At 63.8% G+C, this 19,987-nt stretch carries 17 protein-coding genes and 2 pseudogenes; 11 read left to right on the forward strand and 8 right to left on the reverse strand.

Features of this window, described 5'->3' with window-relative positions; all coding sequences use genetic code 11:
* The first annotated feature begins 69 nt into the window (after positions 1–69).
* A complete protein-coding gene (locus tag ACO07C_RS15625; protein ID WP_421915058.1) occupies positions 70–1,161 on the forward strand; it encodes a 3-deoxy-7-phosphoheptulonate synthase in 1,092 nt (363 codons plus the stop codon).
* 177 nt (positions 1,162–1,338) lie between these two features.
* On the opposite strand, the gene ACO07C_RS15630 is transcribed toward ACO07C_RS15625, so the two are convergent.
* Positions 1,339–2,448, reverse strand: coding sequence for a Gfo/Idh/MocA family protein (locus tag ACO07C_RS15630; protein ID WP_421915059.1), 1,110 nt, complete (start codon positions 2,446–2,448; stop codon positions 1,339–1,341).
* Between the two features lie 154 nt (positions 2,449–2,602).
* Here ACO07C_RS15630 and ACO07C_RS15635 point away from each other — a divergent pair, with 154 nt between their 5' ends.
* The 9 genes from ACO07C_RS15635 to phnN all read left to right on the forward strand — a co-directional run bounded on the left by ACO07C_RS15635 (position 2,603) and on the right by phnN (position 12,235).
* Positions 2,603–3,448, forward strand: coding sequence for a MurR/RpiR family transcriptional regulator (locus ACO07C_RS15635; protein ID WP_227349614.1), 846 nt, complete (start codon positions 2,603–2,605; stop codon positions 3,446–3,448).
* Positions 3,449–3,590: 142 nt separating this feature from the next.
* Positions 3,591–5,525: a bifunctional 5-dehydro-2-deoxygluconokinase/5-dehydro-2-deoxyphosphogluconate aldolase gene (locus ACO07C_RS15640; protein ID WP_421915060.1), complete on the forward strand. Its 1,935-nt coding sequence runs from the start codon at positions 3,591–3,593 to the stop codon at positions 5,523–5,525.
* A gap of 34 nt (positions 5,526–5,559) precedes the next feature.
* Positions 5,560–7,410 (forward strand): 3D-(3,5/4)-trihydroxycyclohexane-1,2-dione acylhydrolase (decyclizing), encoded by a 1,851-nt coding sequence (gene iolD, locus ACO07C_RS15645; protein WP_421915061.1) that lies wholly within the window; start codon positions 5,560–5,562, stop codon positions 7,408–7,410.
* 165 nt (positions 7,411–7,575) lie between these two features.
* Complete coding sequence (gene iolE / locus ACO07C_RS15650; RefSeq protein ID WP_421915062.1) at positions 7,576–8,493, forward strand: myo-inosose-2 dehydratase; 918 nt, start codon at positions 7,576–7,578, stop codon at positions 8,491–8,493.
* Between the two features lie 44 nt (positions 8,494–8,537).
* A complete protein-coding gene (locus tag ACO07C_RS15655; RefSeq protein ID WP_421915063.1) occupies positions 8,538–8,756 on the forward strand; it encodes a DUF3329 domain-containing protein in 219 nt (72 codons plus the stop codon).
* A 5-nt stretch (positions 8,757–8,761) separates the two neighbouring features.
* Complete coding sequence (gene iolB, locus ACO07C_RS15660) at positions 8,762–9,574, forward strand: 5-deoxy-glucuronate isomerase (protein WP_421915064.1); 813 nt, start codon at positions 8,762–8,764, stop codon at positions 9,572–9,574.
* A 152-nt stretch (positions 9,575–9,726) separates the two neighbouring features.
* Positions 9,727–10,434, forward strand: coding sequence for a DUF1045 domain-containing protein (locus ACO07C_RS15665; protein WP_421915065.1), 708 nt, complete (start codon positions 9,727–9,729; stop codon positions 10,432–10,434).
* A gap of 35 nt (positions 10,435–10,469) precedes the next feature.
* Positions 10,470–11,609 (forward strand): alpha-D-ribose 1-methylphosphonate 5-triphosphate diphosphatase, encoded by a 1,140-nt coding sequence (locus ACO07C_RS15670; RefSeq protein ID WP_421915066.1) that lies wholly within the window; start codon positions 10,470–10,472, stop codon positions 11,607–11,609.
* The gene (phnN, locus tag ACO07C_RS15675) at positions 11,606–12,235 is read left to right on the forward strand and encodes a phosphonate metabolism protein/1,5-bisphosphokinase (PRPP-forming) PhnN (RefSeq protein WP_421915067.1); all 630 of its coding nucleotides are present in this window, start codon (positions 11,606–11,608) and stop codon (positions 12,233–12,235) included. The genes ACO07C_RS15670 and phnN overlap by 4 nt, the downstream gene beginning before the upstream one ends.
* Before the next feature lie 19 nt (positions 12,236–12,254).
* On the opposite strand, the gene ACO07C_RS15680 is transcribed toward phnN, so the two are convergent.
* Genes ACO07C_RS15680 through ACO07C_RS15690 form a run of 3 tightly spaced genes read right to left on the reverse strand, consistent with a single transcriptional unit; the run spans position 12,255 to position 15,081 of the window.
* Complete coding sequence (locus tag ACO07C_RS15680) at positions 12,255–13,136, reverse strand: SMP-30/gluconolactonase/LRE family protein (protein ID WP_421915068.1); 882 nt, start codon at positions 13,134–13,136, stop codon at positions 12,255–12,257.
* Between the two features lie 2 nt (positions 13,137–13,138).
* Entirely contained in the window at positions 13,139–14,107 is a 969-nt protein-coding gene (locus tag ACO07C_RS15685; RefSeq protein WP_421915069.1) for an ABC transporter permease, read from the reverse strand.
* Positions 14,104–15,081 (reverse strand): ABC transporter permease, encoded by a 978-nt coding sequence (locus ACO07C_RS15690; RefSeq protein ID WP_421915070.1) that lies wholly within the window; start codon positions 15,079–15,081, stop codon positions 14,104–14,106. The genes ACO07C_RS15685 and ACO07C_RS15690 overlap by 4 nt, the downstream gene beginning before the upstream one ends.
* Positions 15,082–15,282: 201 nt before the next feature.
* Between ACO07C_RS15690 and ACO07C_RS15695 the strand changes: the two are divergent.
* A pseudogene (locus ACO07C_RS15695) lies at positions 15,283–15,453 on the forward strand (hypothetical protein); the annotation flags it as partial.
* Here ACO07C_RS15695 and ACO07C_RS15700 read toward each other — a convergent pair.
* The 4 genes and pseudogenes from ACO07C_RS15700 to ACO07C_RS15715 all read right to left on the reverse strand — a co-directional run.
* Positions 15,379–16,671: pseudogene (locus ACO07C_RS15700) on the reverse strand (sugar ABC transporter ATP-binding protein); the annotation flags it as partial. The pseudogenes ACO07C_RS15695 and ACO07C_RS15700 sit on opposite strands and share 75 nt — an antisense overlap.
* Positions 16,672–16,708: 37 nt before the next feature.
* The gene (locus ACO07C_RS15705; RefSeq protein WP_421915071.1) at positions 16,709–17,773 is read right to left on the reverse strand and encodes a substrate-binding domain-containing protein; all 1,065 of its coding nucleotides are present in this window, start codon (positions 17,771–17,773) and stop codon (positions 16,709–16,711) included.
* A gap of 64 nt (positions 17,774–17,837) precedes the next feature.
* On the reverse strand, positions 17,838–18,902 hold the full coding sequence (locus ACO07C_RS15710; RefSeq protein ID WP_421915072.1) for a substrate-binding domain-containing protein: 1,065 nt from the start codon (positions 18,900–18,902) through the stop codon (positions 17,838–17,840).
* A gap of 266 nt (positions 18,903–19,168) precedes the next feature.
* Positions 19,169–19,939: a GntR family transcriptional regulator gene (locus ACO07C_RS15715; RefSeq protein ID WP_421915073.1), complete on the reverse strand. Its 771-nt coding sequence runs from the start codon at positions 19,937–19,939 to the stop codon at positions 19,169–19,171.
* Positions 19,940–19,987 lie beyond the last annotated feature (48 nt).

A 19,987-nucleotide genomic window follows, 5' to 3' on the forward strand; every position in this document is an offset into this window, starting at 1 on the left:
CGAACAGCCGCCAGATCTGGCGGCTTTTTTGTATCAGCCGGCAGGTCTCCCAATCAGGAGCAGAAAGCCGTGTTGACCACCACAGATGATCTTCGGGTCAAGGAAATCCGAGAATTGAGTACGCCGGACCAGGTGATGCGGGAGATTCCGCGCACGCTGACGGCGACACGCACGGTTGCGTCGTCACGCAACGCGATCCACGCCATCTTGAACGGTACCGATGACAGGCTGATCGTCGTCGTCGGTCCGTGTTCGATCCACGATCCGGTCGCGGCAGTCGACTATGCCAGCCGTCTGGCGGCGCTGCGCGAAAGCCTGTCGGACCGGCTGGAGATCGTGATGCGGGTGTATTTCGAGAAGCCGCGCACGACCGTCGGCTGGAAGGGCCTGATCAACGATCCCGACCTCGACGGCAGCTTCAACATCGACAAGGGGCTGAGGATGGCGCGCAACGTGCTGTCGGCCGTCAACAATCTCGGCCTGCCGGCGGCGACCGAATTCCTCGACATGACGACCCCGCAATACATTGCCGACCTCGTTGCCTGGGGCGCCATCGGCGCGCGCACGACCGAGAGCCAGATCCATCGCGAACTGGCGTCGGGTCTTTCCTGCCCGGTCGGCTTCAAGAATGGCACCGACGGCAATCTCCGGATCGCCGCCGAGGCGGTGAAGTCGGCCGCCCAGCCGCATCATTTCCTGGCGGTGACCAAGGGCGGACGCAGCGGCATCGCGGCGACGACCGGCAATGAGGACTGCCATGTCATCCTGCGCGGCGGCGTCGCGCCCAATTATGACGCGCCGAGCGTCGAGGCCGCCTCCGTCGAACTCGCACGCGTCGGCATCGCACCACGGCTGATGATCGATGTCAGCCATGCCAACTCCAGCAAGAAGCCCGAGAACCAGCCGAAGGTGGCGACCGACGTCGCCGGCCAGGTGGCGGCGGGTGACGAGCGCATCATCGGCGTCATGATCGAGAGCAACCTCGTCGCTGGCCGGCAGGACGTCATACCCGGCAAGCCGCTCACCTATGGCCAGAGCATAACCGACGGCTGCATCGACTGGGCGACCACCGAGACCGTGCTGCACGGCCTCGCCGGCGCCGTCGAGTGGCGCCGGTCCGCGCGCCGCGCCATGATGGACAGCCGTCAGGGAGCAGCCTGAGGCTGCAGCCAGGTTTGAAAGGACTGCGCTGCCCCTCATTGTCCTGCCGGACGGCAGGCAGATGAGGGGCGGCGCCGACTTCGATAACTGGCCTCGCCAACATCGAAGTTGGTCGTGGTATCGTCATATGCGTGGTCCTGGAACTGCGTGGGGCTCGGATCGGTTGAGATACGGCCCTTATCTCACATCCACCCAGCGCTGTTCCTCGAACGAGCGCGCCATCGCGTGCACGGTGCGCTCGATCTCCAGCCCTTCGGCGAAATCGATGATCCGCGCCGGCTTGCCAGCCAGCCGCGTCAGCAATTCCCGGCATTCGATGATCTTGAGATCATTGAAACCCAGCCCATGGCCCGGCGCCGGCACGAAGGCGTCGTAAGGCCTGTGATGCGGCGCCACCAGGATGGTGCGATAGCCCTGTTCGGTCGGGCGGTCCGATGTGAGGTAGAGCTGGAATTCGTTCATCCGCTCCTGGTCGTAGAGGATCGAGCCCTTCGAGCCGAAAATCTGGATCGCGATGCGACCCTTTCGGCCCCAGGCCGATCGGTTGACCAGCAGCGTTCCGGCAACGCCGCTTTCCAGATGCATCAGGACGCTGGCGATGTCGTAGGTCTCGACGGCGCGGCGGCCGCCCGAGGCAAGCTGGCGATCGGCATAGGGCCTCGACATGTCGCACATGACGCGGGCGACGCGGCCGAACAGCACCGAGACCAGCGACAGCGGGTGAACCGCGAAATCGTCGAGCGCGCCGTAGCCCGATGTCGCCTCATGCTTCCAGTAGAACAGCGCCTCCGGATCGGCCATGAAGTCCTCATCCATCTCGATGCGCAGATGGTTGACCTCGCCGATGATCTTCTCGTCGAGCAATGCGCCGATGTGCCGGATCGCCGGGTTCTGGATGTAGTTGTAACCGAGTGCCGCCACCTTGCCGGATTTCCTGGCAGCCGCGGCCATGGCCTCGGCCTCGGCAAAGGCCGGCGCCATCGGCTTTTCGCACCACAGATGCTTGCCGGCCTCGAGAATGGCGATGGCCATTTCCGGATGGAACTGGTTCGGCGTGGTCAGCGAGACGATGTCGACCTCGGGATCGTTGACGACGGCGCGCCAGTCGCCCGAACCCCGGGCGAAGCCGAATTCGGAGGCGCGGCGTTTGGCAAGGTCCGCATCGACCTCGCCTAGATGGATAAGCCTGGGCCTGTCCACGTCCGGAAAGACGGTGCTCACCGCGTTCCAGGCAATGGCGTGACACTTGCCCATGAAGCCCGTGCCGATAAGACCTACGCCGACCATCTTCCATTTCTCCGCTGCTTGAAGTCTTGAATGGATGAATTAGTCCATTTTTATCGCAAATGGAATGTCTGCCTCATTTATTATGGCGTTCTTGCGCAGTCTCGCTATGATGGGGCAGAGAGGACATCCAAAGATGAGCCTGGACAGAGCGACGATGGACGAACGGGTACCTCGCGATTTCGAGACGCTGCGCGCCACGATCCTGGATCGACGCGAAAGCCTGCCGAAGCGCATTGCCCAGATCGCCGCCTACGCGCTCGACAATCCCGATGACATCGCCTTTGGCACCGCCGCCAGCATCGCCGCTTCGGCCGGCGTTCAACCTTCAACCCTGATCCGCTTTGCCCAGCAGCTTGGCTTCGACGGTTTCACCAGCCTGCAATCGGTGTTTCGCGAACGTCTGCGAGAACGCAACTCGTCCTATGACGAAAGGCTGCTGGCGTTGCGCGCCAAGGCCGAGGAGGGTGCTGGCCATCGGGCGATTTTCGACGGCTTCGTCGCCGCCGCCAGCACTTCGCTCAACGACATTTCGCGCACGCTGGACGAGGCGCATCTCGAAGATGCGATCGCGCTGCTGGCCAAGGCCGAGACCATCTATGTGCTTGCCAAGCGGCGGTCCTATCCCGTGGCGTCCTACATCGCCTATGCGCTGGGCAAGCTGAATATCCGCAACCAGCTGATCGAATCGGCAGCCGGCCTCAACGCCGAAATGATAGGCTTCGCATCGCCGCGCGACGCCGTCATCGCCATCAGTTTTTCGCCCTATGCTCCGGCCACCATCGAGGAAGCCCGCACCATTTCGGAGCAGGGCGTGCCGATCGTGGCGATCACCGACAGTTCGTTCTCGCCGCTGGCCCAGTTCGCCAGCGTCTGGTTCGAGGTTGCTGAGGCCGACTTTGCCGGCTTCCGCTCGCTGGCCGCGACCATGGCGCTGGCCATGGCGCTGACCGTCGGCGTCGGCGAGAAGCGGCGCGACACAGGTCGCAAGCGCAAGGCCTGACCCGGCGCGCCAAATACCAGATTTAAGTCAGGGAACACTCATTCCATATTGACTATGGATTGGAATTATTATTTCATAACGGTGGCGCCACGCTGCCGCTCGCGCGTGTACCCCAAGACAACAAAGCCGACGGGAGGTTCCAATGAGCGAAGCCGTGGACGCAAAACATGCGCCGCTCGACGTCATCACCATCGGTCGTGCTTCCGTCGATCTGTATGGCCAGCAGATCGGCTCGCGGCTGGAGGACATCACTTCCTTCGCCAAGTCGGTCGGCGGTTGCCCCGCCAACATTTCGGTCGGCACCGCAAGGCTCGGCCTGCGCGCGGCGCTGCTCACACGTGTCGGCAATGAGCAGATGGGCCGTTTCATCCGCGAGCAGCTGACGCGGGAGGGCGTCCGCGTCGACGGGTTGAAGACCGACCCGGACCGGCTGACCGCGCTGGTTCTGCTTTCCGTTGAGGACGAAGGCGTTTCGCCAATGATCTTCTACCGCACGGACTGCGCCGACATGGCGCTGTCGGAGGAGGATATCGACGAGACATTCATTGCTTCTTCCCGCTCCATCGTCGTCACCGGGACGCATTTTTCGCGACCCAACAGCGATGCCGCGCAACGCAAGGCGATCCGCGCCATCAAGGCCAGTGGCGGCAAGGTGGTGTTCGACATCGACTACCGGCCGAACCTGTGGGGGCTCGCCGGCCACGCCGAGGGTTTCGAACGCTACGTGAAATCCGACCGGGTCTCCGCCCAGTTGAAGACGGTGTTGCCCGATTGCGACCTCATCGTCGGCACCGAGGAAGAGATCATGATTGCCTCGGGCGCTGACGATTGCCTGAGCGCGCTGAAAACGATCCGCTCGCTGTCATCGGCGACCATCGTGCTCAAGCGCGGCGCCATGGGCTGCATCGTCTATGACGGGCCGATCAGCGACGATCTCGAGGACGGCATCGTCGGCAAAGGCTTTCCAATCGAGATCTACAATGTTCTGGGCGCCGGGGACGCGTTCATGTCGGGCTTCCTGCGCGGCTGGCTTGGCGGCGAGAGCCTGGCGACATCGGCAACCTGGGCCAATGCCTGCGGCGCCTTCGCCGTGTCGCGCCTGCTCTGCGCGCCTGAATATCCGACCTTCGAGGAGCTGCAATTCTTCCTCAAGAACGGCAGCAAGCACCTTGCCCTGCGCAAGGACGAGGCGATCAACCACATTCACTGGGCAACCACGCGCCGGCATGACATTCCCTCGCTGATGGCATTGGCCTGCGACCACCGTGTCCAGTTGGAGGATATCGCGGCAAAGGCGGGCGCCGACGTGTCGCGCATCCCTGCCTTCAAGGTGCTGGCCGTGAAGGCCGCGGCGCAAGTCGCTGCCGGCCGCGACGGTTACGGCATGCTGATCGACGAGAAACATGGCCGCAAGGCGATGTTCGAATTCGCGCATCATCCATTCAGCTGGCTTGGAAGGCCGGTGGAACTGCCGGGCTCGCGTCCGCTTCGGTTCGAGTTTTCGCAGGATATCGGTTCGCAGCTCACCGAATGGCCGGTCGAGCATTGCATCAAGTGCCTTTGCTTCTATCACCCAGACGATCCGGCCGCGCTCAAGGAAGAACAGCAGCAGAAGCTGCGCTCGCTGTTCGAGGCCGCGCGCAAGGTTGGCCGGGAACTTCTGATCGAGATCATCGCCGGCAAGCATGGCAAGGTCGACGACACGACGATCCCGCGCGCGCTGGAGGAGCTCTATGCGCTCGGCATCAAGCCCGACTGGTGGAAGCTGGAGCCGCAGGCTTCGGCCGGCGCCTGGGCCAAGATCGAAGCGGTGATCCTGAAGCACGATCCGTGGTGCCGTGGCATCGTGCTGCTGGGCCTGGAGGCGCCGCAGGACGAGCTGGAAGCGGCGTTCGCCGCCACCGCCAAGGCGCCCATCGTCAAGGGCTTTGCCGTTGGCCGCACCATCTTCGTCCACGCGGCCGAACAATGGCTGGCTGGCAAGATGTCCGATGACGAAGCGGTTGCCGACATGGCATCGCGCTTCGAACAGCTGACCGAGGCGTGGCTTGCCGCGCGTGGCCGTAAAGCAGCATAAGAAGACGCGGCATAGGGACTGCGGAGGAAACGACATGAGCAAGACAATCCGCCTGACGATGGCGCAGGCGCTGACCCGCTTTCTCAGCCAGCAGAAGACCGAGATCGACGGCAAGACGATGCCGATCTTCGGCGGCGTCTGGGCGATCTTCGGTCATGGCAATGTCGCTGGCATCGGCGAGGCGCTCTACCAGGCGCGCGATGCCCTGCCGACATTCCGCGCCCACAATGAACAGGCGATGGCGCATGCCGCGATCGCCTACGGCAAGGCCAATTTCCGCCGCCGCTTCATGGCCGCGACCTCGTCGATCGGCCCCGGCGCGGTCAACATGGTGACGGCCGCGGCCCTCGCCCACGTCAACCGCTTGCCTGTCCTGCTTCTGCCCGGCGACGTCTTCGCCAACCGCATCCCCGATCCGGTTCTGCAGCAGGCCGAGGATTTTTCCGACGGCACTGCGACGGTCAATGACTGCTTCAAGCCCGTGTCGCGCTACTTCGACCGCATCACGCGCCCCGAACAGATCATCCCGGCGCTGGCGCGGACCATGCAGGTGCTGACCGATCCAGCCGAATGCGGGCCGGTGACGCTGTCGCTCTGCCAGGATGTGCAGGCGGAGGCCTATGACTATCCCGAGAGCTTTTTTGCCGAACGGGTGTGGACGCAGCGCAGGATACGCCCCGATCGCCGGGAACTGGCGGCCGCCGTCGCAGCACTCAAGGGCGCGAAGAAGCCGCTGATCATCGCCGGCGGCGGCGTGCTGTATTCCCAGGCTTCCGAGGAGCTTGCAAAGCTTGCTGATGGCGCCGGCATTCCGGTCTGCGAGACGCAAGGCGGAAAGTCCTCGCTGCCGGACGATCATCCGCTCAACATGGCCGCGGTCGGCGTCACCGGCACTTCGGCCGCCAACCGGCTGGCGGAAGAAGCCGATGTCGTTCTGGCCGTCGGCACTCGGCTGCAGGACTTCACCACCGGTTCCTGGTCGCTGTTCAAGAACTCCGGCAAGACGATTGTCGGGCTGAACGTACAGCCTTTCGACGCCGGCAAGCACCGCGCGCTGCCGCTGGTTGCGGACGCGGCCGAAGGGCTAGCCGAGCTTGGCGCGGCCCTGAAAGGCTGGAAGGCGCCGGCCGACTGGACCGAGAATTCCGCGAAGGGCAAGAAGGAATGGCAGGCCGACGCGGCCAAGGTGACGGCATCGACAAATGTCCCCCACCCGTCGGATGCACAGGTGATTGGCGCGGTGCAGCGCGCCATGGGTTCGAGCGTGACGCTACTGCATGCCGCCGGCGGCCTGCCGGGCGAATTGCACAAGCTGTGGCAAGCGGGCGCGCCCGGTTCCTACCACGCCGAATACGGCTTCTCGACCATGGGCTACGAGATTGCCGGCGGGCTCGGCACCAAGATGGCGAAGCCTAACGAGGAGGTCGTCGTCATGATCGGCGACGGCTCCTACCTGATGCTCAATTCCGAGATCGCCACCTCGGTGATGCTGGGCCTGAAACTGATCATCGTGCTGCTCGACAACCGTGGCTATGGCTGCATCAACCGGCTGCAGATGGCGACCGGCGGCGCCAACTTCAACAATCTGCTGAAGGACTCGCGCCACGAGGTCCTGCCCGATATCGACTTCGCCGCGCATGCGGCAAGCCTCGGCGCCATTGCCGAAAAAGTTGCGTCCATCGCCGAGCTGGAAACGGCGCTGAAACAGGCCAAGTCGAACACGCGCACGACGGTTTTGGTCATCGACACCGACCCGCTGGTTTCCACCGATGCCGGCGGAACATGGTGGGATGTGGCGGTGCCCGAGGTGTCGGCGCGACCGCAGGTGAACGCGGCACGCAAGGCCTATGACGAAAAGCGGCAGATGCAGAGTGTCGGTGACTGATGTCGGCGCCGCCCCTCACTCCCCGTAAGGACGGGGAGGTAAGGAGTGGTCGGCGCAGCGGACGAAAAGCCAACTGCTTGGCCTTTCGAACGACAAACGCCGGCAGGGGGATGAGGGGCCGCGCCAACGAACGGAAATTGAACTTTTTGAAACTGGAGTGACGACGTGAAAGCCAGACTGGGCATGTCCCCCATCGCGTGGTGGAATGACGACCTTGCGGAACTCAGCGATGACGTGTCGCTGGAAGAATGTTTGCGCCAGTCGCGTTCGGCGGGGTTCACCGGCATGGAAATGGGCCGGCGCTTTCCCAATGACCCCAAGGTCATGCTGCCGATCCTGAAAAAGGCTGATGTGACGCTGTGCGGCGGCTGGTTTTCCGGCACGCTTGTCAACGAGGACATGGGCAAGAACAAGGATCGTATCCAACCGATGATCGACCTGTTCAAGGCGGTGGATGCGCCTTGCATCGTCTATGGCGAAGTCGGCCGCTCGATCCAGGGTGATCGGTCGAAGCCGCTTGCCACCAAGCCGAAGCTCTCGGACGACGAGATGAAGACTTACGCCAGGCGCCTGACCGAATTCGGCGAATGGTGCGCCGAACAGGGCATGCCGCTGTCCTATCACCACCATATGGCCGCGGTGGTCGAGACCGAGCCGGAACTCGATGCCTTCATGCGCTATTCGGGAGAGGGCATTCCATTGCTGCTCGATGCCGGGCATCTGGTCTTTGCCGGCGGCGACGTGCTGCGCGCCATCGACAATCACCACAAGCGCATCAGCCATGTGCATGTGAAGGATGTGCGCATCGGCGTCATCGACAAGCTCGACCGCACCAAGCAATCCTTCCTCGACGCCGTGGCGCTGGGCGCCTTCACGGTGCCGGGCGATGGTTCGCTGGATTTCGGCGCCATCGTGAAGAAGTTCGCTGACTATGGCTACGAAGGCTGGTTCGTGGTCGAGGCCGAGCAGGACCCGAAGAAGAACCCGCCGCTCAGGATGGCTGAGGTCGGCTACAAGGAACTGATGCGCGTCATGACGGCGGCCGGTTACACGGTGGAGACGCAGGGCTTTCCGAATGCCTGAGCGCGGTGGTTCTCGGTGACGCCGGGTTGCTGTAGGTTGGCCGGATGAAAGATTACGAGCACCCATTCTTCCGCCCACTATGGCGCCGCGTTGCCGTCGTCGCGGTCTGTCTTGTCTGGTCCGTCATCGAATTCGCGACGGGCACGCCGTTCTGGGGCGTGATCGCGCTCGGCTTCGCCGGGTACGCGGTCTGGCAGTTCTTCTACCTCTACAAGCCGGCCGATGAGGCCAAGGCCGCGACTGAGCCCGAACCGAAGGAATAGCCCGCATGTCGAAGCTGCTCGTGAAGGCCAACAAGGGTCATGGCCGCGTCGCCCATGTGACGCCGAAAACCGCAGGATGGACCTATGTCGGCTTCGATCTGCACCGGCTGAAGCCCGGCGAGACAGCGTCCGGGGAGACCGGATACCGCGAGGTATGCCTGGTGTTCGTCACGGGCAAAGGCAAGGCCTCGGCCGGCGGCAAGAACCTTGGCCTGCTCGGCGAACGCATGTCGCCGTTCGAGGGCAAGCCATGGTCGGTTTATGTACCCGAAGGGTCGGGCTGGTCGGTGACCGCTGATACCGAACTGGAACTCGCGGTCTGCTCGGCGCCCGGTCTCGGCGGCGGCCTGCCGGTGCGGGTCATCGGGCCCGACGATCTCGGCCAGGAGGTGCGCGGCAAGGGCACCAACACGCGCTATGTCACGAACATATTGCCGGAGGGCAAGCCGGCGGACTCGCTTCTGGTGGTCGAGGTCATCACGCCTGGCGGGCATACGTCGAGCTATCCACCGCACAAGCACGACCAGGACAATCTGCCTGCTGAATCCTATCTCGAGGAAACCTACTACCATCGCGTCAACCCGCCACAAGGCTTCGCCTTCCAGCGCGTCTATACCGACGCCGACGGGAACGGCCATCGCGCGCTCGACGAAGCGATGGCGATCGAGGATGGCGATGTGGTGCTGGTGCCCAGGGGATACCATCCCTGCGCCGCGTGCCATGGCTATGATCTATACTACCTGAATGTCATGGCGGGGCCGAAGCGGACGTGGAAATTCCACAATGCGCCCGAGCACGAATGGCTGATGAAAGCGTGATCGATTGGTCCTTGCGCCTGAAGCGACTGGTCCAGCACGAAAAAATCGTCGGCTAAGGACCTGAACGGCTCTTTTGTTCTCGGAAACGCCGCAAGGCTTCGTCAATCCGTCATGGAAATCACCTATGGCAGCAGGTCTGACGAGGACTTCCCATGCGTTATGCCGTTTATTTCACTCCCCGGCAGGATGAACCGCTGGCGCGGATAGCCGCGAACTGGCTGGGCCGCGACCCGTTTGGCGCCGCCACAAGGCCGGTCGAGGCCGTGGCGGACCTGTCGGCGGCGGAGGTGGCCTTCCATACCGCTTCGGCACGGCGCTACGGTTTTCACGCCACGCTGAAAGCGCCTTTCCGGCTGGCGGCGACCGAAACCGAGGCTTCATTGCGCGCCGCGCTGGACAATTTCGCCGAGGCTACGCCGGTGGTGACGATCCCGCGCCTGATCGTCAGCCAGATCGACGGCTTCTTCGCGCTCGTGCCGGAAGGACCGGTGCCGGCGCTCAACAGCTTCGCCAATGACGTGGTGCGCGATTTCGACCGTTTCCGCGCGCCGCTGACCGAGGCGGAAATCGAGCGGCGCAGCCCCGATTCCCTGAAGCCGAGCGAGTTCCGCAACCTCTGCCAATGGGGCTACCCCTATGTCTTCGAGACCTTCCGCTTCCACATGACGCTGTCGGGCCGCGCCGGACCACAGGAAGCCACTCGCCTTCGTGCGGCGATCGACAGCCTGTTCGCGGAGGTGCTGCAAAAGCCTGTGCTGGTGGATGCGCTGACGCTGTTCGTCGAAACCGAACCAGGCGCGCCGTTCATGGTGCTTTCGCATCACGCGCTCGGCCGCCGCCCGGCCAGAAAAACCGCCTGAACAATCCCTGCCTGAATAATCAAGGACTACCCGAAATGACCGTCGAAACCGTTCTCCACAACGCCCGCATCGTGCTTGCCGACGAGATCGTCGAGGGTTCGCTGGTGCTGCGTGACGGCTTCATCGCCGGGATCGAAGCCGGCACGAGCCGGATCGGCGACGACATGGGCGGCGACTACATCATTCCAGGGCTGGTCGAATTGCACACCGATCATCTGGAAGGCCACTACGCGCCACGGCCAAAGGTGCGCTGGAATCCGATCGCGGCCGTGCTTGCCCATGACGCGCAGGTGGCGACGGCCGGCATCACCACCGTGCTCGACGCCTTGCGGGTCGGCATGGATGAGGACGCCGACCTGACATTGACCGATATCCGCAAGCTGGCCGACGCGATCGAGGACAGTGTGCAACAGGACCGCCTTCGCGCCGATCACTTCCTGCATCTGCGCTGCGAGGTCTCGGCTCCGGACTGCCTCCAGGCCTTCGCCAATTTCGACGGGGATGACAGGGTCAGGCTGGCGTCGCTGATGGACCATGCTCCCGGCCAGCGCCAGTTCGTCAACCTTGAGACCTACGCCTACTACTACCAGCGCAAGCTGAAACTGACCGACCGCGACTTCAAGCTGTTCTGCGAAAAGCGGATGGCGGAATCGGCGGCGAATTCGGGGCCGAACCGCGCGGTCATCGCCGCCGCCTGCCATGAGCGCGGCATCGTGCTGGCGAGCCATGACGACGCCACCGTCGGCCATGTCGACGAGGCGATCGAACAGGGCGTGCGCGTTGCCGAATTCCCGACGACGGAAGCCGCGGCGAGGGCTTCGAAGGAAGCCGGGCTCGGCGTGCTGATGGGTGCGCCCAACGTCATGCGCGGCGCCTCGCATTCCGGCAATGTCTCGGCCCGGACGCTGGCCAGCGACGGCCTGCTCGACATATTGTCGTCGGACTACATCCCGTTCAGCCTGATCCAGTCGGCCTTCTTCCTCGGCGACATGGTCGACGGCATCTCCCTGCCGCAGGCGGTCGCCATGGTCTCGAAGAACCCCGCCGATGCGATCGGCCTTACCGATCGCGGCGTCATCGAACAGGGCCGCCGGGCCGACCTGGTTCGGGTGCGCGTCGACGACCACGTTCCGGTCGTGCGCACCGTCTGGCGCCAGGGGCGCCGGGTTGCATGATGGTGTCGGCCTTGATCGAGCGTGAATTGTCCTCCGCCACCTTTCCGATCCGCGACGGCGTCTTCATCGCCGTCGTCGGACCGAGCGGCGCCGGCAAGGATACGATCATCGACTATGCGCGCAGCCGCTTTGCCGACGAAAGCAGGCTCGAGTTCGTGCGCCGGGTGATCACGAGGCCGAGTGACGCGGGCAGCGAGGATCATGACACGCTGGCCGAGGCGGCCTTCATCGAGGCGGAAGCCGACGGCGCCTTCGCCGTGTCGTGGGAGGCACATGGCCTGCGCTACGGCATCCCGGCCGATGTCGACTGGTCGGTCGCCAATGGCCGCGTCGCGGTGGCCAATGTGTCGCGCGCGATCGTCCCGGTGCTGCGTAAGCGCTATGCCAATCTGGCTGTCGTGGAGATCACCGCGTCGCCAGAGATCCTTGCCGAGCGGCTGGCGATGCGCGGCCGCGAATCGCGGGGCGAAGTGCTGGCGCGGCTGGCGCGCAGCGCCAGCGTGACCCTCTCCGGTCCTGGCGTCACCTCGATCGACAATGGCGGCCCGCGCGAACTGGCGGGCGAACGTTTTGTCGAGGTGCTGCGCAAGGCCATGGCCTTCTCGGACATGTCCGGCCTGATCTGATAGGCAGCGTATCTCGGCGCTACCCTTTGAAGGCGGGCAATGTCAGTCCCTTGACGCCGACATCGAGCGCGAACAGCCCGCCTGGGTTCTTCTGCCCGACGAAGTGGCTGGCCGGGCGCTTGAGCACGGCCGAGGTGACATAGAGGATGTCGAGATCCGCGCCGCCGAATTCGCAGCAGGTCGGCAGGTCGGTCGGCAGAACCACCGTCTGCATAAGCTCGCCATCAGGATCGTAGCGACAGACCTTGCTGGTCACAGGAATGGTCACCCAGTAGCAGCCTTCGGCGTCGACGGTGGCGCCGTCGGCGACGCCGCCGGTCACCGTCATGTCGATGAAGGTACGACGGTTCTCGATGTCGCCGGTGGCGGGGTCGAAATCATAGGCCCAGACCGCGCCGGCGTGGCTGTCGGAGAAATACATGGTTTTTGAATCCGGGCTCCAGGCGAGCCCGTTGGAGCAACCGATGCCGTCGATCATCTTGTGCACCGAAAGGTCGGGATCGAGCCGGTAGAGCGCGCCGATAAATTCAATTGGCTGGCCGGGCACCTCGAACATCGAGCCGGACCAGAAGCGGCCCTGGCGGTCGGGCTTGCCGTCATTGAAGCGGGTTCTCGGCATATGCGCTTCCGGGTCGACGATCGCCTCGAATCTGCCGGTCGCCGGATCGAAGAAATGGAAGCCGTCGGTCATGGTCAGCACCAAGCCGCCCTTCTCGCGCAGGCCAAGGCAGCCTAGATATTCGGGCGTCTCGAAGACCTCGTCCTTGCCGGTCGCGGGATCGTAGCGATGGATCAGCCTCTTCCAGATGTCGATCCACCAGAGCACGCCGGCCTTCGGATCCCAGAGCGTGCCTTCGCCGAGCTCGGCCTTCGCATCGACGACGCAGGTGATTTCGACCATGGTCAGCCCTCTTTTCCGCGCAGCTTGCCGCCGAGACCGGCGAAGGTTTCGCTGCCGATCGACACGGTGAGCAGGATCACCGCGCCATAGACGATGAGCAACGCTCCGCTCGAAAGGTTCAGCGCCGGCAAAAGGCCGGTGAGGATGGTCAGCACCATGGCGCCGGCGACGGTGCCGAGATAGTGCCCGCTGCCGCCGAGAATCGAGGCGCCGCCGATGGCGACCGCGGCGATCGAGGTGAACAGATAGGCGTCGCCCATGCCGAGATAGGCCTGGCCGGAATAGCCGGTCAAAAGCATGCCGGCGAAGGCGGCGGTGAGGCCGGAGATGACATAGGTGAGGATGGTGGTCCGCGTCGTGGGCACGCCCGAGAATTCCGCAACCATGGCGCTGGTGCCCAGCGCGTAAAGATGGCGGCCGAACGCGGCCCTGGAGAGCAGCAGCGTCGCGAGCAGAGTCAGGACAAGCCAGACCAGCGCGATGACCGGGAAGCCCCCGAGCCGACCGACCGACAGGAACTGGATCAAGGCTGGCGCCGAAGGCGTCGGCGAGCCGCCGGTGAGCACCAGGATCAAGCCTTGCAGGATGACATTGGTGGCCAGCGTCATGATGATGGGCGGAACGCCGAACCGGGCAACCCCGACGCCGTTGATCAACCCGATGAAGGCGCCGCCGGCAAGCAGCAGCGGCATGACCCAGGCCAGCGGCAGGTCCTGGCCGCCGCACAACAGCGCCATGACGATGGCCGCCGAATTCAGCACCCAGGGCACCGACAGGTCGATGCCGCCGCCGATGATGACGAAGGTCTGGCCGAGCGCGACGATGCCGACGAAGGCGGCCAGCACGACGGTGGAGCGCATGTTGGAGACCGACAGGAAGCCGGGCGAAAACAGCGCCGTGACAAGGAGCAACACCACCATGCCGGCATAAGCGAGGACGATGAGGCGGTTGCGGGCGAGGAAGGCGCTCATTGGACGCGGCTCCTTGCGGCCTTTTCTGCGACGGAACTAGCCAGAACCGAGAGCAGCAGGATGACGCCGGACGCAACCGGCTGCCAATAGCTCGACACATGCAGGACGAAGACGAGGTTGCCGATAAGGGTCAGCACGAAGGCGCCGATCAGCGTGCCCGCGAGATGCCCCCGGCCGCCGAACAGGCTAACACCGCCGATGACGGCGGCGGCCACCGACGGCAGGATGTAATCCTTGCCGATCGTCGGCGATCCGGCGCCGGTCTGCGTCACCAGGAACAGCGCCGCGCCCGCCGCGAACAGTCCCGAAAGGCCATAGGTGATGAGGTTGACGCGGGTGATCGAGACGCCCGACAGGAAGGCTGACTTTTCATTCGATCCCGTTGCCTGAATGGTGACACCCACCTGCGTCGCCCGAAACCATAGCCAGAACAACAGCAGGCCCGCCAGCATCCATACCGGGCTGGTGAGGCCGAAGAGTTGCGCTGAGGCGAAACCGACCCACCAGGAGGGAATGCTGCCGCCATCGGTCGGCAGGATGATCATGGCGATGCCGTTGAGGATAGACCAGGTGGCGAGCGTGACGAGGAAGGGCTGCAGCTTGAGCAGCGAGATCAGCAGGCCGTTGAGCGCGCCGATCAGGAAGCCGAGCGCAAGGATGATCAGCACCCAGAGTGCGGTGGTCGACGGGTCGTCGGTGAAGCGCGTTGCCGCGATGACCGTGCCGAGGCTGATCATGCCGCCGATCGAAAGGTCGATGCCGCCGCGCACCAGCACGATGGTCTGCCCCGTCGCCGCCAGCATCAGTGTCATCGCCGCCGCCGTGTCGAGGTTGAGCTCGTCCAGCGAAAAGACGCCGGATTGCAGGCTGCCGTAGATGGCGACGATCAAGGCCAGCATCAGGCATGCGACCAGGAACGGCGCCCGGTCGAGCACGCGGCCACGCCAGTCGAGGTCCGGCCTGGCTGATTTCATTTCGGCAGGCCTTTGCGCCATGTCCACAGGTCTCTCAGCAACGGACATCACCATGCCTCAAGCAGCCTCGCTTTCAAGCATCGCGGCGCGCAAAATCCCCGCCTCCGAGATGCGGTCGCCTTCCAGCGTCGCGGCCACCTGGCCGTTGCGCATGACCATGACCCGGTCCGCGACATGGACGAGTTCGGGCATGTCGCTGGAATGGAACAGGATTGCATAGCCCTTGGCGGCGAGGTCGCGCATCAGCTGGAAGATCTCGCCCTTGGTGCCGACATCGACGCCGCGCGTCGGGTCGTAGAGCAGGAGCACGCGAGCCTGCGTCAGCAGCATCTTGCCGAAGATCACCTTCTGCTGGTTGCCGCCCGACAGCGTGCCGGCAAGCTGTTCGGACGTGCCGGCCTTGATCCGCAGGAAATCGACCATTTCCTTGACGAGCGCCGCTTCCTTTTGCCGGCTCAGCAAGCCATTCTCCGTGAAGCGCTTGATGACCGACAGGGTCAGGTTCTCGCGCACGCTCTTGGTCAGAAGCAGGCCCTGCCCGCGCCGGTCCTCCGGCACCAGCGCAATGCCATCCTTGCCGGTCAGCGCCTGGCGCGGATTGTTGATTGAAACCGCCTTGCCCCAGAGCTCAATGGTGCCGGTCGCCCTGGTTGCACCGAACAGGGCCTGGAACAGTTCGCGCTGGCCGTGGCCTTGCAGACCGCCGACGCCGAGGACTTCGCCCTCGCGCAGCGCGAAATCGACCCCGGAGAGGCGGCTGCCGCTGGAAAACCCCCTGACCCTCAGCGCGATGCGCTCGGTCGCGGTGGCAACCCGCTCGGGATAGAGCCTGTCGAGATGCCGGCCGATCATCTGGGTGACGATCTCGTTGTCGGAGACGGCATTGGCCTCATGCACGGCGATGGTGCTGCCGTTGCGAAAGATGGTCAGCCGGTCGGCGATGGCGCGCACCTCGGCCATGCGGTGCGAGATGAAGATGACAAGCCTGCCCTCGGCAGCGAGTTGCCGGGTCAGGTTGAGCAGCCATTCGGCTTCGCGCGCGGGCAGCGCGGATGTCGCCTCGTCAAGAATGAGGATGCGCGGGTCCTTGGCCAAACCCTTGGCGATCTCGACGATCTGCCGCTCCGCCAATGTCAGCCGCCGCAATTCCTGGTCGGGACGCAGTGCGGGAAAATTGTATTTCTCGAGCAGCGCCAGCGTCTTGCGGCGCATCTCCGTGCGGTTGACGGTGCGCAGAAACGTCCTTGGCTCGTGGCGGAACCATATGTTCTGCTCGACGCTGAGGTCGGGAATCAACGACAGCTCCTGGAACACGGCCGCGATGCCGCGCGCCTGGGCCGCATCCGGATTGGCGGGGCGATAGTCCCGGCCATCGACCAGGATCGAGCCGCCATCATGCCTTACCGCGCCGGACAGGATCTGGATGAAGGTGCTCTTGCCCGCGCCATTCTCGCCAAGCAGCGCATGCACCTCGCCGGCGCGGGCGCTGAATGTCGCTTCGCTCAGCGCGACGATGCCGCCATAGCGTTTGGACAGGCCTGTAACGGTGACGAGATCCATGGATGCGCCTTCGAAAAGCTCTCCCGACATCTTGCGATGCCGGGAGACAGGGTCGTGGTGGCAGATGTTACTTGCCGGCGGCCTCGGCGGCGGTGATCTGGACCCAGTCGGGCGTGATCGGCAGCGTCAGTCCAGGCGCCTGGTCAGGGAAGGCGTTTTCGCCGACCGCGATCTTGATCATCTTGGTGCCCGGGTAAAGCTTGGACTCGAAGGGATCGGTGGTGACGAAGTCGCCCTTGACCGAGACCGAGCGCTCTGCCGGCTTCTTGCCGGTGTCGAGAATATCGACCGCCAGCTTGATCGCTTCCGAGGACAGATAGGCCGGGTTCGAGCCGAGGATGCACTTGGCGCCCTGCGTCTGAGCGCAGGTGACGGCGGCGACATTGTAGGAGAAGCCGACGACCGGGACGATCGGCCGTCCCGCATCCTTCAGCGCCTGGATGGCACCCGAGCCATAGCCTTGCGTCATGATACCGTCGACCTTCGGGTTGGCGGCAAGCAGGGCCGCGACACCTGACTGTTCGGGCCCGAGCGCATAGTTGCCGTTGTAATAGCCGACGACCTTGATGTCGGGATATTTCGCCAGCACCTTCTCATAGCCTTGCTGCAGTTGCGCGGAGATCGGCGCGCCCGCAAGACCGCGGTCGAGGATGATGTTGCCCTTGCCGCCGAGCTGCGTGGCCATCCATTCGGCCATTACCGAGGGAATGCGATCCCAGTCGGAGGCGACGGCGAATGCGCAAGGCTCGGTCACCACCTGGTCGAAGCTGATGACGACAATGCCGGCGTCGCAGGCCTTCTTGAGGGTCGGGTTCAGCGCCGAGTCCGAGCCGGCATCGACGAGGATGGCGTCGGGTTTCTGGCGGATGATGTTGTTCAGCGAGTTGATCTGCGCCTGGACGGTGTTCTCGACATTCTCGATCTTGAGATCGACACGGCCTTTCAGCGGCCCTTTGTTCACCGAGACGGTGGCGACGCGCTCCATCTGCTGGCGCCAGTCGTTGCCGACGAAATTGTTGGAGAGATAGATGGTGTAGGGTTTCTTGTCCTCGGTGTGGCCGGCATGCATGCCTATCGCCATCATGGCGGTGGCAAGAGCTGCGAGACCGATGCTACGGCTCAGTGATTTCATGTTTTTTCCTCCCATTTTCGTTTCGAATATCGGCGCCGACTCTCGGCGCGCCGCTTTGGCCCACTCAGTTGCCCGACGCCTCCTTGGGGGTGATTTCGACCCAGCTGGGCGTGACCGGCAGCGAGAGGCCCGGCGCCAGATCGGCAAACACGGTCTTGCCGAGTTCAATCTTCACGGCCGAGGAATTTGGAGCGTATTTGGCATCGACCATGTCGGTGGTCAGGCCCGGTGAGTTGAACAGCACGGTCGTGTCTGCCGGCTTCTTGCCGGTGTCGAGTATGTCGACGGCCAGCTTGATCGCCTCGGCGGAAAGCGACGGCGGATTGGCACCCAGCCAGCACTTTGCCCCCTTTGTCTGGGCACAGACCACGCCCGTGCCATTGAAGGCGGCGGCCACGATCGGCACCAGGGGACGATCGGCATTCTGCAGCGCCTTGATGGCGCCGGTGCCGTAGCCCTGCGAGAAGATGCCGTCGACTTCGGGGTGGGCGGCGAGCAGGCTGGCCACGCCTTCCTGCTCGGGGCCGGCGGCATAGTTGCCGTTGAAATAGCCGACGATCTCGATGCCGGGATATCTCTTCAGCACCGCACCGAAATTCTTCTCGAACTGCTCGGAAATCGGTGCGCCCGCGAGACCGCGATCCATGAAGACCTTGCCCTTGCCGCCGAGGATGGATGCCATCCATTCGGCCTGGTTGTTGGCCATGATATCGAAATCGGAGTGCAGCTTGTAGGCACATTCGGCCGACACGGTCTGGTCGAAGCTGACGACGATGATCCCGGCGTCACAGGCCTTCTTGATGGTCGGATTGAGCGCCTCCGCCGACGACGCATCGATGAGGATGGCGGCGGGCTTCTGGCGGATGATGTTGTTCAGCGAATTGATCTGCGCCTGAACCGTGTTCTCGGCATTCTCGACCTTGAGGTCGACACGGCCCTTCAGCGGCCCCTTGTTGACGGCGACATTGGCGACACGCTCCATCTGCTGGCGCCAGTCGTTGCCGACGAAATTGTTGGAGAGATAGATAAGGTAAGGCTTCTTGTCTTCGGTGTGGCCAGGCGTCGCGCCGACAGAGACTGCGAACCCGGCAAGCGCCGCGAAGCCGGCGCACAAGCTCCTCAATTTCATGGTCTCCTCCCTAGTGTTTCCTGCTCAACCGGCGATGGACTGCGCCATCTTGATCGGATGAAGACTCCAAATTGATACCGGTACCAAATGCGGATGTCAATTTGACCGAGTTTCTCCCAAAGCTGCGTTCGCGCGCGGAATTCGCCGGATTTCCTCCCCTTGAAATTCCTCTCTCGGCCGACACCTCAGCCTAGCTATCATGCTATTATAATTTTATAGGCCTGTCTATCCGAACAAGGTCAGAAAATACCGTCCCGGGGGCGCGCTCAGGACAGGTCGTTCGGCGCGTCGTAGGCGATGCTGAAAATATCGGCGGGATGGCGTGCGACAGAGAATTCGATGCTGCGCTGATCCGCCGACTGGTAGAGCATCTCCACCGTCAGCACCGGACTGCCGAGCGTGACGCCGAGGTCCGCGGCAACGGCCTCATCGGCGATTTCGGCGCGCACCGTGACATGCGCCACATCGAGCCTGAGGCCGAGATGTTTCTGCACCGAGCGGAAGATCAGCACGTCGGAAAAGTCCTCGCGCTTCAACCGGGCGCCGACATCCGGCGGGAAATAGGTGGTGATCTGTGCTTTTCGCTGCTCTCCGATCGACAGAACGCTGCGCAGGCAATAACCGGCTTCGTCCTTGCCCATGCCGAAATGGCGCTGGAGCACGGGAGAAACCTCCTTGCGGTAGGATTTCACCGTCAGTTCAGCGTCCTTGGTGAAGGCGGCCATGTCGGCGAAGTTCTTGAACTTCCAGCTCAGATTGACCGACGGGCTGCGCGCCGCGACCACCGCCGGCTTGGCCGAGCGCTTCCTGATCAGGCCATCGGCCTCGAGATCGCGCAGGGCCTGGCGCACGGTGATCAGGCTGACGCCGAAATGCTCGGCAATGGTGGCTTCCTTCGGCAGCTCGCCACCGACGGGGAAAGTGCCATTGCCGATCGGCTCGCGCAGGATGTCGGCGAGCTGGCGGTAAAGCGGGCCGTTGGCGCGGCCGAGCGTGCGCCTGGGAAGACTGTCGATGGTGGAAACGGAGTGATCCATGAGCCTCGTCGCGCCTGTGTCGGAGCTTTTATAATAGCTTCCTTCGCC

The organism is Mesorhizobium sp. (genome assembly GCF_965229135.1).
GTDB lineage: Bacteria > Pseudomonadota > Alphaproteobacteria > Rhizobiales > Rhizobiaceae > Mesorhizobium.

What these genes read in the sequence shown, in the direction of transcription:
- iolB (WP_421915064.1), top strand. Translation starts at nt 8,762, where the DNA reads ATGTCGAAGCTGCTCGTGAAGGCCAACAAGGGTCATGGCCGCGTCGCC.
- ACO07C_RS15655 (WP_421915063.1), top strand. Translation starts at nt 8,538, where the DNA reads ATGAAAGATTACGAGCACCCATTCTTCCGCCCACTATGGCGCCGCGTT.
- ACO07C_RS15705 (WP_421915071.1), bottom strand. Translation starts at nt 17,773, where the DNA reads ATGAAATCACTGAGCCGTAGCATCGGTCTCGCAGCTCTTGCCACCGCC.
- ACO07C_RS15665 (WP_421915065.1), top strand. Translation starts at nt 9,727, where the DNA reads ATGCGTTATGCCGTTTATTTCACTCCCCGGCAGGATGAACCGCTGGCG.
- ACO07C_RS15685 (WP_421915069.1), bottom strand. Translation starts at nt 14,107, where the DNA reads ATGAGCGCCTTCCTCGCCCGCAACCGCCTCATCGTCCTCGCTTATGCC.
- ACO07C_RS15710 (WP_421915072.1), bottom strand. Translation starts at nt 18,902, where the DNA reads ATGAAATTGAGGAGCTTGTGCGCCGGCTTCGCGGCGCTTGCCGGGTTC.
- phnN (WP_421915067.1), top strand. Translation starts at nt 11,606, where the DNA reads ATGATGGTGTCGGCCTTGATCGAGCGTGAATTGTCCTCCGCCACCTTT.
- ACO07C_RS15635 (WP_227349614.1), top strand. Translation starts at nt 2,603, where the DNA reads ATGGACGAACGGGTACCTCGCGATTTCGAGACGCTGCGCGCCACGATC.
- iolD (WP_421915061.1), top strand. Translation starts at nt 5,560, where the DNA reads ATGAGCAAGACAATCCGCCTGACGATGGCGCAGGCGCTGACCCGCTTT.
- ACO07C_RS15680 (WP_421915068.1), bottom strand. Translation starts at nt 13,136, where the DNA reads ATGGTCGAAATCACCTGCGTCGTCGATGCGAAGGCCGAGCTCGGCGAA.
- ACO07C_RS15715 (WP_421915073.1), bottom strand. Translation starts at nt 19,939, where the DNA reads ATGGATCACTCCGTTTCCACCATCGACAGTCTTCCCAGGCGCACGCTC.
- ACO07C_RS15630 (WP_421915059.1), bottom strand. Translation starts at nt 2,448, where the DNA reads ATGGTCGGCGTAGGTCTTATCGGCACGGGCTTCATGGGCAAGTGTCAC.
- ACO07C_RS15670 (WP_421915066.1), top strand. Translation starts at nt 10,470, where the DNA reads ATGACCGTCGAAACCGTTCTCCACAACGCCCGCATCGTGCTTGCCGAC.
- ACO07C_RS15640 (WP_421915060.1), top strand. Translation starts at nt 3,591, where the DNA reads ATGAGCGAAGCCGTGGACGCAAAACATGCGCCGCTCGACGTCATCACC.
- ACO07C_RS15690 (WP_421915070.1), bottom strand. Translation starts at nt 15,081, where the DNA reads ATGAAATCAGCCAGGCCGGACCTCGACTGGCGTGGCCGCGTGCTCGAC.